The organism is Streptomyces sp. NPDC007872, assembly GCF_042868165.1.
Classification (GTDB): Bacteria; Actinomycetota; Actinomycetes; order Streptomycetales; family Streptomycetaceae; genus Streptomyces.
In genome coordinates this window covers 700,396-715,093 of sequence record NZ_JBIAEA010000001.1, presented here as the reverse complement: position 1 = coordinate 715,093, position 14,698 = coordinate 700,396, and the positions used below count along the sequence as shown (strand labels likewise).

Annotated in this window: 7 protein-coding genes; 2 read left to right on the top strand and 5 right to left on the bottom strand. The window is 75.1% G+C overall.

Features of this window, described 5'->3' with window-relative positions; genetic code table 11:
• Positions 1-14: 14 nt before the first annotated feature.
• The 4 genes from ACFYNX_RS02820 to ACFYNX_RS02805 form a co-directional block, all read right to left on the bottom strand.
• Positions 15-1,433 (bottom strand): dipeptidase, encoded by a 1,419-nt coding sequence (locus ACFYNX_RS02820; protein WP_388656956.1) that lies wholly within the window; start codon positions 1,431-1,433, stop codon positions 15-17.
• A 10-nt stretch (positions 1,434-1,443) separates the two neighbouring features.
• Positions 1,444-4,932, bottom strand: coding sequence for a UvrD-helicase domain-containing protein (locus tag ACFYNX_RS02815; protein ID WP_388656953.1), 3,489 nt, complete (start codon positions 4,930-4,932; stop codon positions 1,444-1,446).
• A gap of 214 nt (positions 4,933-5,146) precedes the next feature.
• Positions 5,147-8,653 carry an ATP-dependent helicase gene (locus ACFYNX_RS02810; protein WP_388656950.1) on the bottom strand — a complete coding sequence of 1,169 codons (3,507 nt, stop codon included), beginning with the start codon at positions 8,651-8,653 and terminating at the stop codon, positions 5,147-5,149.
• A gap of 185 nt (positions 8,654-8,838) precedes the next feature.
• Positions 8,839-9,357 (bottom strand): MGMT family protein, encoded by a 519-nt coding sequence (locus ACFYNX_RS02805; RefSeq protein WP_388656947.1) that lies wholly within the window; start codon positions 9,355-9,357, stop codon positions 8,839-8,841.
• Between the two features lie 161 nt (positions 9,358-9,518).
• Here ACFYNX_RS02805 and ACFYNX_RS02800 point away from each other — a divergent pair, with 161 nt between their 5' ends.
• Positions 9,519-12,203 carry a lysylphosphatidylglycerol synthase transmembrane domain-containing protein gene (locus ACFYNX_RS02800; RefSeq protein WP_365541200.1) on the top strand — a complete coding sequence of 895 codons (2,685 nt, stop codon included), beginning with the start codon at positions 9,519-9,521 and terminating at the stop codon, positions 12,201-12,203.
• Positions 12,204-12,357: 154 nt separating this feature from the next.
• Positions 12,358-13,932, top strand: coding sequence for an alpha/beta hydrolase (locus tag ACFYNX_RS02795; protein WP_388656944.1), 1,575 nt, complete (start codon positions 12,358-12,360; stop codon positions 13,930-13,932).
• Positions 13,933-14,052: 120 nt separating this feature from the next.
• Here ACFYNX_RS02795 and ACFYNX_RS02790 read toward each other — a convergent pair whose 3' ends face one another.
• On the bottom strand, positions 14,053-14,418 hold the full coding sequence (locus tag ACFYNX_RS02790; RefSeq protein WP_388656941.1) for a PRC-barrel domain-containing protein: 366 nt from the start codon (positions 14,416-14,418) through the stop codon (positions 14,053-14,055).
• Positions 14,419-14,698: the final 280 nt, after the last annotated feature.

The window sequence follows — 14,698 nt, the reverse complement described above, 5'->3', positions numbered from 1 at the left end:
TCGGTGTGGTGGGTTCAGCGCTCGGCGGCCCGGAGGGCGACGGGCAGGTCGCCCCAGAGATGAGCGGTCGTCTCGACGCCCTTCATGAGGAGGTCGAGCTCGACCTTCTCGTTCGGGGCGTGCCAGCCGTCGGACGGGACGGAGATGCCGAGGAACAGGACGGGCGCCTCCAGGACGTCCTGGAGGTCGGCGGCCGGACCCGAGCCGCCCTCGCGGGTGTAGCGGACCTCGGCGCCGTCGAAGGCGCGGCTCATGGCCCCGGCCACCGCCTTCAGGGCGGGGTGGTCGAGGGGGGTGAGGCAGGGGCGGGTCGGGGCGCCGAAGACGATCCCGTACCGGATCCCGGCCGGGACGAGTCCGGCGAGCCAGTCCCGTACGGCGAGTTCGATCCTGGCGGGGTCCTGGCCGGCGACGAGCCGGAAGGAGAGCTTGAGGTGGGCGGAGGCGGGGACGATCGTCTTGCCGCCGGGGCCCTGGTAGCCGCCGCCGATGCCGTTGACCTCGGCGGTGGGGCGGGCCCAGACCCGCTCCAGGGTGGAGAACCCGGCCTCGCCGAGGGTGCCGTGGGACTTGGCGGTGCGCAGCCAGGCCGCCTCGTCGAAGGGCAGCTCGGCGACGAGGGCCCGCTCGGTGTCGGTGAGCTCGGTGACCCCGTCGTAGAAGCCGGGGATCGCCACGCGCTCGTCGGCGTCGTGGAGGGCGGCGACGATCCGGCCGGCGACGGTGGCCGGGTTCGGCACGGCGCCGCCGAAGGAGCCGGAGTGGATGTCCTGGTCGGGGCCGTACAGCTCGATCTCGCAGTCCGCGACCCCGCGCATGCCGGTGCAGACGGTGGGGGTGGTCTCGGACCACATGCCGGTGTCGGAGACGATCACGGCGTCGGCGGCGAGCCGCCCGGCGCGGGCCTCGACCAGCTCGCGGAAGTGCGGGGAGCCGGACTCCTCCTCGCCCTCGATCAGGAGCTTGAGGTGGACGGCGGGGGCCGTGCGGCCGGTGGCGGCGAGGTGGGCGCGGACGCCGAGGGTGTGGAAGAACACCTGGCCCTTGTCGTCGGCCGCCCCGCGCGCGTACATCCGGCCGTCGGTCACGGTCGGCTCGAACGGGTCCGTGTGCCAGCCGTCCTCGCGGGCGGCGGGCTGCACGTCGTGGTGGCCGTAGACCAGGACGGCCGGGGCGTCCGGGTCGTCCGAGGGCCACTCGGCGAACACGGCGGGGGCGCCGGCGGTCTCCCAGACCTCGACCGTCGTGAAGCCGGTCTCCGTGAGCTTGGCGGCGAGCCAGTCGGCGCTGCGCCGCACGTCACCGGCCCGCTCGGGCTGCGCCGAGACGGACGGGATGCGCAGCCACTCGGCGAGGTCGTCGAGGAAGGCGGCGCGGTGCCGCTCGATGTACGCGCGCACTGCGTGGACGGCGCTGTCCGGGGTCTCGCTCATACATATGAGCCTATCCGGCGTCCGGGGGTGCCCCGCCCAGCAGGAGCGCCTCCAGCTCGGCCCGGCCGGGTAGCCGGGCGGGCCGGGCGACCTCACCCGTCCGGACGTACACGAAGGCGGCGGCCACCTCCTCGGGCGCGAGGCCGTGCTGCTCGGCCCAGGCGAGCCGGTAGATCGCGAGCTGGAGCGGGTCGGCGCTGCGGGTGCGGCTGGTCTTCCAGTCGACGATCTCGTACGCGCCGGTCTCCGGGTCCCGGTAGACGGCGTCGATCCGGCCCCGGACGACCCGGCCCGCGAGGGTGAGGTGGACGGGGACCTCGACGCGGTACGGGGTGCGGCGGGCGTACGGGGTGCGGGCGAAGGCCTCCTTCAGCTCCTCCAGGTCCCGTTCGTCGAGGATCTCGGGCTCGCCCGCGAACTCCTCGCCGCCGGGCAGCTCCTCCGGGCCGAGGAACGGCAGCGGCAGCTCCTCGTGGCGGGACTCCACCCACGCGTGGAAGCGGGTGCCCCGGCGGGCGGCGGGCTGCGGCGGCTTGGGCAGGGGCCGGGCCAGCTCCCGCGCGAAGCCGTCGGGGTCGGCGGCGAGGTGGAGCACCTGGGAGGCGGAGAGGTACGCGGGCAGCAGCACGTCCCGGGTGGTGGCGCGGGCGCGGCGGAGCTCGGTGGTGAGGGAGGTGAGGTCGCGGTCCCAGGAGGCGATGGTCCTGGCGTCCTCGGGGGTGAGGGCGCCGGGGTCGTCCGGGGCGCCGGGCCCTTCCCGGGGCTCCTCCGGGACCTCGTGCGCCTCGGGATCCGAGACCTCGTGCGCCTCGGGATCCTCCGGTTCCGGGGTCCTCGGGCCCGGCACCGCGTCCGCGTGGGTGTCTTCGGGGAGGGACTCCTCGTCCTCCTCCGAGACGGGCTCCTCGTCCCAGACCGGCTCCTCGTCCTCCCAGGGGTCCTCGGAGCGCGGCTCCCGGGGGGCGGGTGCCGTGCTCGTGGGGCGGTGCTCCTCCGTTCCCTCCTGCGGAACGGCCGTCCACAACCGGTCCCGGACGAGCGCGGCGGCCGCCCGGCGGCGCGCGAAGGACTCCCGGTCCAGCGGCAGCGGCCAGGCCCGGTCCCGGTCGGCGTCCGCCAGGGTCGGGTTCTCCGCGTCCTCCTCCGGCGCGTCCGCCCAGGCCTCGATCTCGCCGTGGCCGGCCGCGCAGTGCTCGTACAGGGCCAGGAGGAAGTCCGAGGGGCCGCGGGGCTTCTTCTGGCTCGGGCCCCACCAGTGGCCGGAGCCCAGGAGGAGGGAGCGGGGGCGGGTGAAGGTGACGTACCCCAGGCGCAGTTCCTCGGTGTGCTGGTGCTCGCGCATGTCGGCCTTGAAGGCGGCGAGGGACTTGGCGTCCCAGGCGTCGATCGACGGGAGCGTGGCGGCGTCGCCGCGCAGGGCGTGCGGGAGGACCTGCGGCTGGGAGGTCCACGCCTCGCGCGCGCGTGCGCTGGGGAACTGGCCGGTGACGAGGCCGGGGACGGCGACGACGTCCCACTCCAGGCCCTTGGACTTGTGGGCGGTGAGGACCTTGACGGTGTTCTCGCCGCCGGGCAGGGCGCTGTCGAGGCCCTTCTCGAACTGGACGGCCGTGCGCAGGAAGCCGAGGAAGGCGAGGAGGGTGGCCTCGCCGTCGAGGGAGGCGAAGCCGGCGGCGACGTCGAGGAAGTGGCCGAGGGTCTCGCGGCGGCGGGCGGCGAGGGCGTGCGGGGAGGCGGAGAGCTCGACCTCCAGGCCGGTCGTGGTGAGGACCCGGTGCAGCACGTCCATGAGGGGGTCCGCGAGCGAGGTGCGCAGGGAGCGCAGTTCGGCGGCGAGGCGGGCGAAGCGGACCCTGGCCTCGGCGGAGAAGGCCAGGCCGTCGTCGGGGGTGCCGCCGGAGTCGAGGAAGGTGTCGAGCGCGTCGGCGAGGGAGATCACCTCGGCCGGGTCGACGCCCTCGACGGCGGCGGCGAGCCGCTGCTCGGGGTCGGCCTCCTCGCTCCCCCGGTGGACCAGGAGGCGGGCGCGGCGGCCGAGGAGGGCGAGGTCGCGGGGGCCGATCCGCCAGCGGGGGCCGGTGAGGAGCCGTACCAGGGAGGCATTGGCGCCCGGGTCCTGGAGGACCTCGCAGACGGCGACGAGGTCGGCGATCTCGGGCAGGTGGAGGAGGCCGGAGAGGCCGACGACCTCGACGGGCACGTCCCGGGCGACGAGGGCCGCGTGGATCGCGGGGAAGTCGGTGGCGGTGCGGCACAGGACGGCGATCTCGCCGGGTTCGCGGCCGGTGCGGACGAGGTGGGCGAGGGAGTCCGCGAGCCAGTCGATCTCCTCGGCGTGGGTGGGCAGCAGGGCGATCCGCACGGTGCCGTCGTCCTCGGCGCCGGGCGCGGGCCGCAGCGCCTCCACGCCCGCGTGCATGGCCCGCAGGGGGGTGGCGAGGTCGTTGGCGAGGTCGAGGAGGCGGCCGCCGCTGCGCCGGTTCTCGGAGAGCGCGTGGCGGCTCGCGGGGCTGCCGTCGCGGTGCGGGAAGTGCTCGGGGAAGTCGTCGAGGTTGGCGACGGAGGCGCCGCGCCAGCCGTAGATGGCCTGGCAGGGGTCGCCGACGGCGGTCACGGCGTGTCCGGTGCCCTGGCCGAAGAGGCCGGAGAGCAGCAGCCGCTGGGCGACGGAGGTGTCCTGGTACTCGTCGAGGAGGACGACCCGGAACTCGTCGCGCAGGATCGTGCCGACCTCGGGCCGGGTGGTGGCGAGTTCGGCGGAGCGGGCGATCTGGTCGCCGAAGTCGAGCAGGTCGCGGGAGCGCTTGGCGGCGCGGTAGCGGACGACGAGGTCGAGCAGCTCGCGGCGGGCGGCGGCGGCCTCGGGGACCTTGCGCAGCTCGGCGTTGCTGAGCTTGGCGCCCGCGAGGGCGGTGAGCAGCTCGGCGTCGTACGCGCGGAGCCGGTCGGGCGGTACGAGGTGCTCGGCCAGCTCGGCGTCGAGGGCGAGCAGGTCGGTGATGAGGGTCGGGAAGGACCGGGTGAGCGCCGGGTACGGGCCGGGGGCCTCGCGCAGCACGCGCGCGGCGAGCTGGTAGCGGGTGGCGTCGGCGAGGAGCCGGGAGGTGGGCTCCAGGCCGATGCGGAGGCCGTGGTCGGTGAGGAGCTGTCCGGCGAAGGCGTGGTAGGTGGAGATGCGGGGTTCGCCCGGCGGGTTGTCGGGGTCGATCGCGTCCGGGTCGGTGACGCCGGCGCGGGCGAGGGCGGTGCGGACGCGCTCGGCGAGTTCGCCGGCGGCCTTGTTGGTGAAGGTGAGACCGAGGACCTGCTCGGGGGCGACCTGGCCCGTGCCGACGAGCCAGACCACGCGGGCGGCCATCACCGTCGTCTTGCCGGAGCCGGCGCCGGCCACGACGACCTGCGGGGCGAGCGGCGCGGTGATGCACGCCGTCTGCTCCGGGGTGAACGGGATGCCGAGCAGCTCCTTGAGCTCCTCGGGGTCGGCGATGCGTGCGGTCACCGGAAGAGGCTAGCGGGGCGGTCGGACAGCGCCGGCCGGGTGCGGGGCTTCCGGGCCGGGAGTTCCGGGGGCGGGGCCCGCGCGCGCGTGACCGACCTCTCTTTCCGACGGGGCGTCACACACGCGTGCGCGTGGCCGGTCGCCGGTGCCGGGCCCCTCGCTGTTCGCTCCGCTCTCTCTGCTCGATCTGCTCACTCCAGCGGCTCTGCTCGCCCTACTCGATGACGTGCCGGCCCTCCGGCCTGGCGCTGCACGAGGCCCGGAAGGAGCAGGTGGCGCAGTGCTGGCCGGTGGTGGGGGTGAAGCGCTCGTCGAGGACCCGGCCGGCGGCCCCGGCGAGCAGCTCCCCGACCCACTCCCCGGACAGCGGCTCCTGCGCCTGCACCTTCGGCAGGGCGTCGCCGCCCTCCTTCTTCGGCGCGGCCTGCCGCAGTTGTACGAGTTCGGCGCCGCCCGGCTCCGGGCGGCGCCCGTCGAAGACCTCGTCGAGGGCGCCCTCGCGGACGGCGAGCTGGTAGACGGCGAGCTGCGGGTGGCGGGCGACCTCGTCCCTGGTGGGGGCGGACTTGCCGGTCTTGAAGTCGACGACGTAGGCGCGGCCCTGCGCGTCGGTCTCGACGCGGTCCATGGAGCCCCGGATGCGGACCTCGTACTCCCCCGCCTCCAGGGTCACGTCGAAGTCGTGCTCGGAGGCGGCGGGGGTGCGGCCGGCGCGGTCCATGACGTGCCAGCTCAGGAAGCGTTCGAGCGCCACGCGCGCGTTCTGCTTCTCCTGGGCCGACTTCCAGGGGGCGTCGAAGGCGAGGGCGTCCCAGACGGAGTCCAGGCGGGCCATGAGGACGTCGAGGTCGGCGGGGGTGCGGCCGGAGGCCACCTCGTCGGCGAGGACGTGGACGACGTTGCCGAAGCCCTGGGCGGCGGTGGCGGGGGCGTCGGCCTTGACCTCGCGGCCCAGGAACCACTGGAGGGAGCAGGTGCTGACGAGGTTGTCGAGGGAGCTGGGCGAGAGCGCGACCGGCCGGTCGCGGTCGCGGAGCGGGGTCGTGGCGCGGGTCGGCTCGAACAGGCCCCACCAGCGGTCCGGGTGCGCGGCCGGGACCAGCGGCTGGCCCTCGTCGTCGGTGAGGGCGGCGAGCCGGGCGAGGCGGTGGGCGGCGGCGTCGCGGAGCGCGGGCGAGGCGTCCGGGTCGACGGTGGTGGCGCGCAGCTCGGCGACCAGCGCGGAGACGGCGAGGGGGCGGCGGGGGCGGCCGGGGACGTCCTTGGGCTCGGCGCCGAACTCGGTGAGGAAGCGGGAGGGCTGGTCCCCGTCCTCGGCGGCGGCCTTCACGGCGGTGACGACGAGCCGGTCACGCGCGCGCGTGGCGGCGACGTAGAAGAGGCGGCGCTCCTCGGCGAGGAGGGCGCCGGGGGTGAGGGGTTCGGCCAGTCCGTCGCGGCCGATGCGGTCGGCTTCGAGGAGGGAGCCGCGGCGGCGCAGGTCGGGCCAGAGGCCCTCCTGGACCCCGGCGACGACGACGAGGCTCCACTCCAGGCCCTTGGAGCGGTGCGCGGTCATGAGCCGGACGGCGTCCGGGCGGGTGTGGCGGCGGGTCAGGGTGTCGGCGGCGATGTCCTGGGCGTCGAGCTCTTCGAGGAAGTTGACGACGCCCCGGCCGCCGACGCGCTCCTCGGCGCGGGCGGCGGTCTCGAAGAGGGCGCAGACGGCGTCGAGGTCGCGGTCGGCGTTCCGTCCGGCGGGGCCGCCGCGCAGGGCCGAGCGCTCCAGGCGGCCGGACCAGGGGGTGCCCTTCCACAGCTCCCAGAGGGCCTCCTCGGCGGTGCCGCCCGCGGCGAGCAGCGTCCGGGTGTCCCGGAGGAGCCTGCCGAGCCGCTGCACGCCGTGGGTGTACGCGGTGTCGTGGGCGACGAGCCGCTCGGGCTCGGCGAGCGCGCGGGCGAGCAGGACGTCGGAGGGCGGCGGCACCTTGTTGCCCGCGGCCCGCTCCTCGTCCCGCAGCGCCCGGCCGAGGCGGCGCAGGTCGGCCGGGTCGACCCCGGCGAGGGGCGAGGCGAGCAGCGCGAGCGCGGTCTCGGTGTCGAGCCACCCGCCGTCGCCGTGGCGGTCGGGAGCGGTGCCGGTGGCCGTCTCTGCGCCTGTCTCCGCGTCTGGGCCTGCGCCTGTCTCCGCGCCTGGGCCCGTCTCTGCGCCTTCGTCCGGGCCTGCCTCCGCGTCCGCCTCCACGCCTGACGAATCATCAGGAGACGGCTCGTCAGGAGCGGTCCCCCCGTCGGTGACGGTCCCGTCCGGAGTCGTGTCGTCCCCGGAGCCGCCCGGCGTCCCCGCCGCGGCAGGGGCCCCCGCCCCCGACACCGCCCGGAGGGCGAGCAGCAGCGGGGCGACCGCCGGTTCGTGGCGGAGGGGGGTGTCCGCCGCGTCCGTCTCGACCGGGACGCCCGCCGAGGTGAGGGCGCGGCGCAGGGCGGGCAGGGAGGCCCCTGCGCGGGCGAGGACGGCCATGTCCTGCCAGGGGACGCCGTCCTCCAGGTGCGCGCGGCGCAGCAGGTCGGCGATGTTCTCGGACTCCGCCGAGGCCGTCGGGTAGGTGTACGCCTCCGCCCGGCCCCCGTCCCGTACCGCCGTCAGCTCCCGGTGGGCGCGGACCCGGTCGGCGGGGAGCCGGGGCATCGGCATCCGCCGGGCGAGCTCCCGGGTCGCGGCGAGGAGCCGCGCGCCGGAGCGCCGGGAGGTGCCGAGGACGCGGATCCCGGCGCCGCCGAAGGAGTCGGGGAAGTCGAGGATGCCGTTCACGTCGGCGCCCCGGAACGCGTAGATGGACTGGTCCGGGTCGCCGAAGGCGACGACCGTGCTCCGGCCGCCCCCCGCGAGCGCGTGGAGGAGCCGGACCTGCGCCGGGTCGGTGTCCTGGTACTCGTCGACGTACACCGCGTCGTACCGGGGCGGGGTGACGCTCCCGGCGAGCAGGACGGCCCGGTGGACCAGCTCCGTGTAGTCGAGGACGCCCTGGAGGTCGAGGACGTCGAGGTACTCGGCGAGGAAGCCGGCCGCCGCCTTCCAGTCGGGGCGGCCGACCCGGTCGGCGAAGCGGGCGAGGGCGTCCGGTTCGAGGCCCAGTTCCCGCGAGCGCGCGAGGACGGCCCGCACCTCGTCGGCGAAGCCCCGGGTGGTGAGGCAGGCGCGCAGTTCGTCGGGCCAGCGGATGCCGCCGAGGCCGCTCTTCTCCAGGTCGATCTGGCCGGCGAGCAGCTCGCGCACGGCGAGGTCCTGTTCGGGGCCGGAGAGCAGGCGGAGGGGTTCCGCGAAGAGCCCGGCGTCCTGGTGGGCGCGGATCAGGGCGTAGCAGTACGAGTGGAAGGTCGTCGCCTGGGGCGGGCGGCGGCCGCCGAGCCGGGCCGCCATCCGGTCGCGGAGTTCGACGGCGGCCTTGCGGCTGAAGGTGAGGACGAGGAGGCGCTCGGGGTCGGCGCCCTTCTCCACGCGGGCCGCGACCGCCTCGACGAGGGTGGTCGTCTTGCCGGTGCCGGGTCCGGCGAGGACGAGGAGCGGTCCGGAGTCGTGCTCAACCACTTCCCGCTGGACCGCGTCCAGTCGAGGGGGATCCAGCGGGGCCGGCGCGGTGCGCACCAGTCGGTACGCGCCCGGGGTCCGCTGCCGTCCCGGACCCGGGTGCGGCTGTCCCTGGTGCGGCGGCGTACGCCGGGTGGTGGAGGAGGAGCTCACGTGGATCGCCGGTCCTGGTGGGTGTGGTGGTGCGGGTGAGGCGGCCGGGTGCCGTGGCCGCCCCGGAAGACGCGAACGACGACGTTACGCGAAGCCGGGCGGCGGCGAGCCGCACTCCGCACCGCTTCCCGTACCGCGCCCGGTCCGTCCGCCCCGCCCGGCCCGCACCTCCTGGGCGGATGCCCTCACGTGTGAGTTCCGGCACCCCCGCCGACGTCCGCACCGCCGTCCGCCCCGGCCTCCGCACCCGCGTCCGCGCCCGGGGCCGGCACCCCGTCCCAGCGCGCCCGCCGCATGTCGATCCTGGGCACGTGCCCCTCGGACGCCGGGCCCGCCTGCCGCAGCGGCGTGCCCTCCTCGCGGTAGTGGGCGAGGGCCCGCGGCTCGGCGCCGGGCAGCAGCGTGCCGTCCGCGCGGACCACGCGCCACCACGGCGCCGCCCCGCCGTACAGGGCCATCACGCGGCCGACTTGGCGCGGCCCGCCCTCGCCCAGCCACTCGGCGATGTCGCCGTAGCTCATCACGCGGCCCGGCGGGATCGCGTCCGCGACGTCGAGCACCCGCTCCGCGTACGCGGGCAGCTCCCCGGCCACCGGCCCGGTCCGCTCCTCCGGCACCTCTCCGGCCTCCCCCACGGGCCCCTCCAGCCTCGTCCGTCCCGTCGCACGGGCCCCTCCGGACCCGTCCGTCCCATCCTGCCTCACTCCACCGACATGGCCCTGATGCCTCCGCCCGGGAGCTCTTCGTGCCACCATCGTGCGGGCGGTGACTGGTGATACGAGATCAAGAGCGACAAGAACGACACGAAGAAGAACGCGTACGAGGACGAGAGCGACACGGCGCGCGGGCAGGGACGGACAGGGTGATGGGGCAGGAGACGCAGCCTCCCGAGGAGGGCAGGGCCGACGTGCCCGAGCGGGTCTCCGGCGACGAGCCGCTGCTCGCGGCCCGGGTCCACCGGCCCTCCGACCTGATGCGGCTGCTGGGCGGCCTGCTCGCGATCGGGCTCGTGCTCGCCGTCGCCGCGTTCGCGCACTTCACCACCTCCGGCCTGGAGAAGGACATCAACGCGGGCGCCGGCGGCGCCCCCGACGTCTTCGTCAAGATCGCCGGTCTCGTCTCCTCCATCGCCGTCCTCCTGGTCCCGGTCGCCTTCGCCATCGAGCGGCTGATCAAACGCGACGGGCTGCGGATCGCGGACGGCGTCCTCGCCGCCGTCCTCGCGCACGGCGTCACCCTCGCCACCGACCTCTGGGTCGCCGAGGCCGCGCCCGGCACGATCCGGGACGCGCTGACCCAGCCGCAGTCCGGGGGCGGTCTGACCGACCCGGTGCACAACTACCTCGCCCCGGTGATCGCGTACATGACCGCGGTCGGGATGGCCCGCAGACCCCGCTGGCGGGTGTCGCTCTGGGCGGTGCTGCTGCTCGACGCGTTCACGATGCTGGTGGCCGGGTACACCACGGCGCTCTCGATCGTCCTGACCGTCCTCATCGGCTGGACGGTGGCGTACGGCACGCTGTACGCGGTCGGCTCCCCGAACGTCCGGCCCACCGGCCAGACCCTGCTCGCCGGTCTGCGCCGGGTCGGCTTCCGGCCGGTGACGGCGCTGCGCGCGGAGGGCGTGCCCGACGCCGCCGACAGCGGGGACCGGGGCCGCCGGTACATCGTGACCCTGGAGGACGGTCCGCCGCTCGACGTCACCGTCGTCGACCGGGAGCAGCAGGCGCACGGCTTCTTCTACCGCGCGTGGCGGCGGATCAGCCTGCGGACGATCACCACCCGCCGCTCCATCGTCTCGCTGCGCCAGGCCCTGGAACAGGAGGCGCTCCTCGCGTACGCGGCGATCGCCGCCGGGGCGAACGCGCCGAAGCTGATCGCCACCTCGGAACTCGGCCCGGACGCCGTGATGCTCGTGTACGAGCACATCGGCGGCCGCAGTCTGGACGCGCTGGACGACCACGAGATCACCGACGACCTGGCCCGCAGCGCCTGGCGGCAGGTGAAGGCGCTCCAGTCGCGCCGGATCGCGCACCGCAGGCTCACCGGGGACGCCATTCTGGTGGATCGTTCCGGCAGGGTGGTCCTCACCGATCTGCGGGGCGGCGAGATCGCGGCCGGCGACCTGGTCCTGCGGATGGACGTCGCGCAACTGCTCACCACCCTCGGCCTGCGGGTCGGGGCCGAGCGGGCGGTCGCCGCGGCCGTCGAGGTGCTCGGTCCGGACACCGTCGCGGGCTGTCTGCCGCTGCTCCAGCCGATCGCGCTGAGCCGCTCCACGCGCGCGACGCTGCGGAGACTGGCCCGGGAGCGGTCGGCGCGGGAGCGGGAGGCCGTCCTCGAGGCCTCCGCGGCGGCCAAGCGCGAGCGGGAGCTCGCCAAGGCCGAGGCCGCCGGGACCGCCGGGACCGCCGACAGCCCGGACCACACGGCCGTACGGATCCCGGCCAAAGCCGGGAGCAAGGCCGAGAAGGCCGAGAAGAAGGCGGACAAGAAGGCCGAGAAGCGGGCCCTGGACACGGCGCTCGACGAGGCCCGCGAGGAGGACCTGCTCGCCCAGATCCGGCAGCAGGTGCTCCTGATCCGCCCGCAGGCCCCGGTGGAACCGGTGCGTCTGGAGCGGATCAAGCCGCGGACCCTGGTCAGTCTGATCGCGGGCGCGGTCGCCGCGTACTTCCTGCTCTCGCAGATCGCCAGCACCCCGCTGTCGACGATCAGCGAGGCGGACTGGCGGTGGGTGGCGGCGGCGGTGCTGTTCTCGGCGCTGAGCTACGTCGCGGCGGCGATGAGCCTGCTGGGCTTCGTGCCCGAGCGGGTCGGGTTCCGGCGGACGGTGGTGGCGCAGGTCGCCGGCTCGTTCGTGAAGATCGTCGCCCCGGCGGCGGTCGGCGGCGTCGCCCTGAACACCCGCTTCCTCCAGCGGGCGGGGGTCCGGCCGGGGCTCGCGGTGGCCAGCGTCGGCGCCTCGCAGCTCTTCGGGCTCGGGGCGCACATCCTGCTCCTGCTCTCCTTCGGCTATCTGACGGGGACGGAGAAGTCGCGGTCCTTCACCCCGTCGAGGACGGTCATCGCCGGACTGCTCACGGTCGCGGTGCTCGTCCTGGTGGTGACGGCGATCCCGTTCATGCGCAAGTTCGTGTCGACCCGGCTGCGCTCGCTCTTCGCGGGCGTGGTGCCGCGCATGCTGGACGTGCTCCAGCGGCCGGTGAAGCTGGTGACCGGCATCAGCGGGATGCTGCTGCTCACGGGCGCGTTCGTGCTCTGCCTGGACGCCTCGATCCGGGCCTTCGGCCACGACAGCCAATCGATCAGCTTCGCGAGCGTGGCCGTCGTCTTCCTCGCGGGCAACGCGCTCGGTTCGGCGGCGCCGACGCCGGGCGGCATCGGCGCGGTCGAGGGCGCGCTGATCGGCGGCCTGGTGACGGTGGGGCACCTGCCGATCGAGGTCGCGACCCCGGCCGTGCTCCTCTTCCGCCTGCTCACCCTGTGGCTGCCGGTCCTGCCGGGCTGGCTCTGCTTCGGCTGGCTGACGAGACGCGAGGCGCTGTAGGGGACGGGGAGCCGGAGAGGACGGGGAGCCGGAGGAGACGGGGAGCCGGAGGAGACGGGGCGCGAGGCACCGTCGCGGCCGGCCCGACACGCCCGGGCCACCCGCTTGGCCCCCCTCCCGCGCGAACGCGCGACCGACGGCCCACCATGGATCCATGCCGACCTCCGCAGCCCACCGCGCCGCTCTGCTCGCCGCCTCCGCCGTGCTGCTCGCCGCCGGCTGCTCGGACGGGGGGAGCGACGCCTCGGAGCCGCCGAAGGAGTCGGGCCCCAGCGGCCGCCCCGCGCTGACGGCGCAGAAGCTGTCCTGGGCGCCCTGTCCGCCGCCGTCCCCGGCCGAGGGCGGCGGGCCCGCCCCGTCCGCGCTCCCCGGCGGCGGCGCCTGGGAGTGCTCCTTCCTCCAGACCCCGCTCGACTGGTCGAAGCCGGAGGGCGAGACCATCGAGCTGGCCCTCATCCGGGCCCGCGCCCGGGACGCCTCGCGCCGGATCGGCTCGCTCGTCTTCAACTTCGGCGGCCCCGGCGGCTCCGGCGTCACCGGCCTGCCCAGCTTCGCCGAGGACTACGAGACCCTGCGCGGCCGCTACGACCTGGTCTCCTTCGACCCGCGCGGGGTGGGCCGCAGCGACCCCGTCGAGTGCCTCGGCGACAAGGAGCTCGACGCGTACTACGCCCTCGACTTCACGCCCGACGACGCGGCCGAGGAGCGGACGCTGTCCGACGCGCAGAAGAGGTACGCGGCCGGCTGCGAGAAGGACTCGGGCCCCTCCCTGCCGCACGTCGGCACCGAGAACGCCGCCCGGGACATGGACCTGATGCGCCAGGTCCTCGGCGACGAGAAGCTGCACTACTTCGGCATCTCGTACGGCACGGAGCTGGGCGGCGTCTACGCCCACCTCTTCCCGAAGAACGTCGGCCGGGCCGTCTTCGACGCCGTCGTCGACCCGGAGGCGGGCGTCGAGGACGGCGCCCTCGGCCAGGCGAAGGGCTTCCAGCTCGCCCTGGACAACTTCGCCCAGGACTGCGTGGACCGGGGCGACGAGTGCACGCTGCCCGGCTCCAGCGTCGCCGAGATCGAGACCTTCGTCACCGACCTCCTGGCGTCCCTCGACAAGAAGCCGATCGCCGGCATCGGGGACCGCAAGCTGACCCAGACGCAGGCCACCAACGGCATCGCGCAGGCCCTGTACTCGAAGGAGTTCTGGACCTATCTGGAGCAGGGGCTCGACGCGGCCGACGGCGGCGACGGGGCGCTGCTCCTCTCGCTCTCCGACTCGATGAACGGACGCAGCCAGAACGGCTCGTACAGCAACATCCAGGCCGCCAACGCCGCCATCAACTGCGTGGACTTCAAGGAGCGCTACACCCTCGGCCAGGCGAAGGAGCGGCTCGGCGGGTTCCGCGAGGCCTCCCCCGTCTTCGGCGACTTCATGGGCTGGTCGCTCGCGGGCTGCTCGCAGTGGCCGGTGCCGGGCGCCTGGGAGCACCCGGACGTCTCCGCGCCCGGCTCGGCGCCGATCCTGGTGGTCGGCAACACCGGCGACCCGGCCACGCCGTACGAGGGCGCCCGGGCCATGGTGAACGCGCTCGGCAAGGGCGTCGGCGTGGAGCTGACGTACGAGGGCGAGGGGCACGGCGCCTACAACGGCGGCAGCGCGTGCGTGAAGAAGGCGGTGGACGCGTACCTGCTCGACGGGAAGGTGCCGAAGTCCGGGACCGTCTGCAAGTAGCGGCCCTCACAAAGGACCCGCCGGAAAAGATCTCGAAAAGCGGAATGCCTGCCGGCCGGAAACCGTGATGGTTTCCGGCCGGCAGGCATTCCGGAGAAATGCGGGCCTCGGGCCCGGGGGTCAGATCCGCGGACCGTGGCCGTGGTAGTAGCCGCCGACCTCGTCGTGGTAGCCCGGGTTGCCGAGGTGCTTCTCCTTGTCGAACTCCGGGGCGCTCTTGATCTCGTCCTTCGTGCGGGCCACGTGGACGGTCTCGTTGGCGGTGTCGATGTGCTTCACCGTGCCCGCCGGCAGCAGGACCTCCTTGCCGAAGATCCAGACGCCGGTGTCGACCACGATGTACTGCGAGTCGACGTCGTTGGAGTGCTTGTCGACCTTCCCGATGTGGCCGTCGGTCGCCTCGACGCGGTAGCCCGTGATGTCCGTCCCGGCGTCGTAGCCGGAGGCGGATCCGTAATTCCACACGTTGTTTTCGGGGGTGGTCACGAGAATCCTCCTGAAACGAATGCGATGTCCGGGGTCATCGGGTCCGGTTGTCCGACCGGCCCTGCACTCCTTCTCTCTCGGATTCTCCGGCTCAAACCCGGGAATTCTCACGCCGCCCCGTCCGGAAATGCCGGAGGGGCCGGGGGGGCCCCGGGGCCCCCCCCCCCCGCCCCCCCCCCCCCCCCCCGGGGGGGCCGCCCCCCCCCCCCCCGGGGGGGGGGGGGCGGGCGCCCCCCCCCCCCCCGCGCCCCCCCCCCCTCCCCCTCCGGCGCCCCCCCCT

Excerpts from the sequence above, each read along its gene's own strand:
- ACFYNX_RS02820 (WP_388656956.1), bottom strand. The coding sequence starts at position 1,433 with ATGAGCGAGACCCCGGACAGCGCCGTCCACGCAGTGCGCGCGTACATC.
- ACFYNX_RS02795 (WP_388656944.1), top strand. The coding sequence starts at position 12,358 with ATGCCGACCTCCGCAGCCCACCGCGCCGCTCTGCTCGCCGCCTCCGCC.
- ACFYNX_RS02800 (WP_365541200.1), top strand. The coding sequence starts at position 9,519 with ATGGGGCAGGAGACGCAGCCTCCCGAGGAGGGCAGGGCCGACGTGCCC.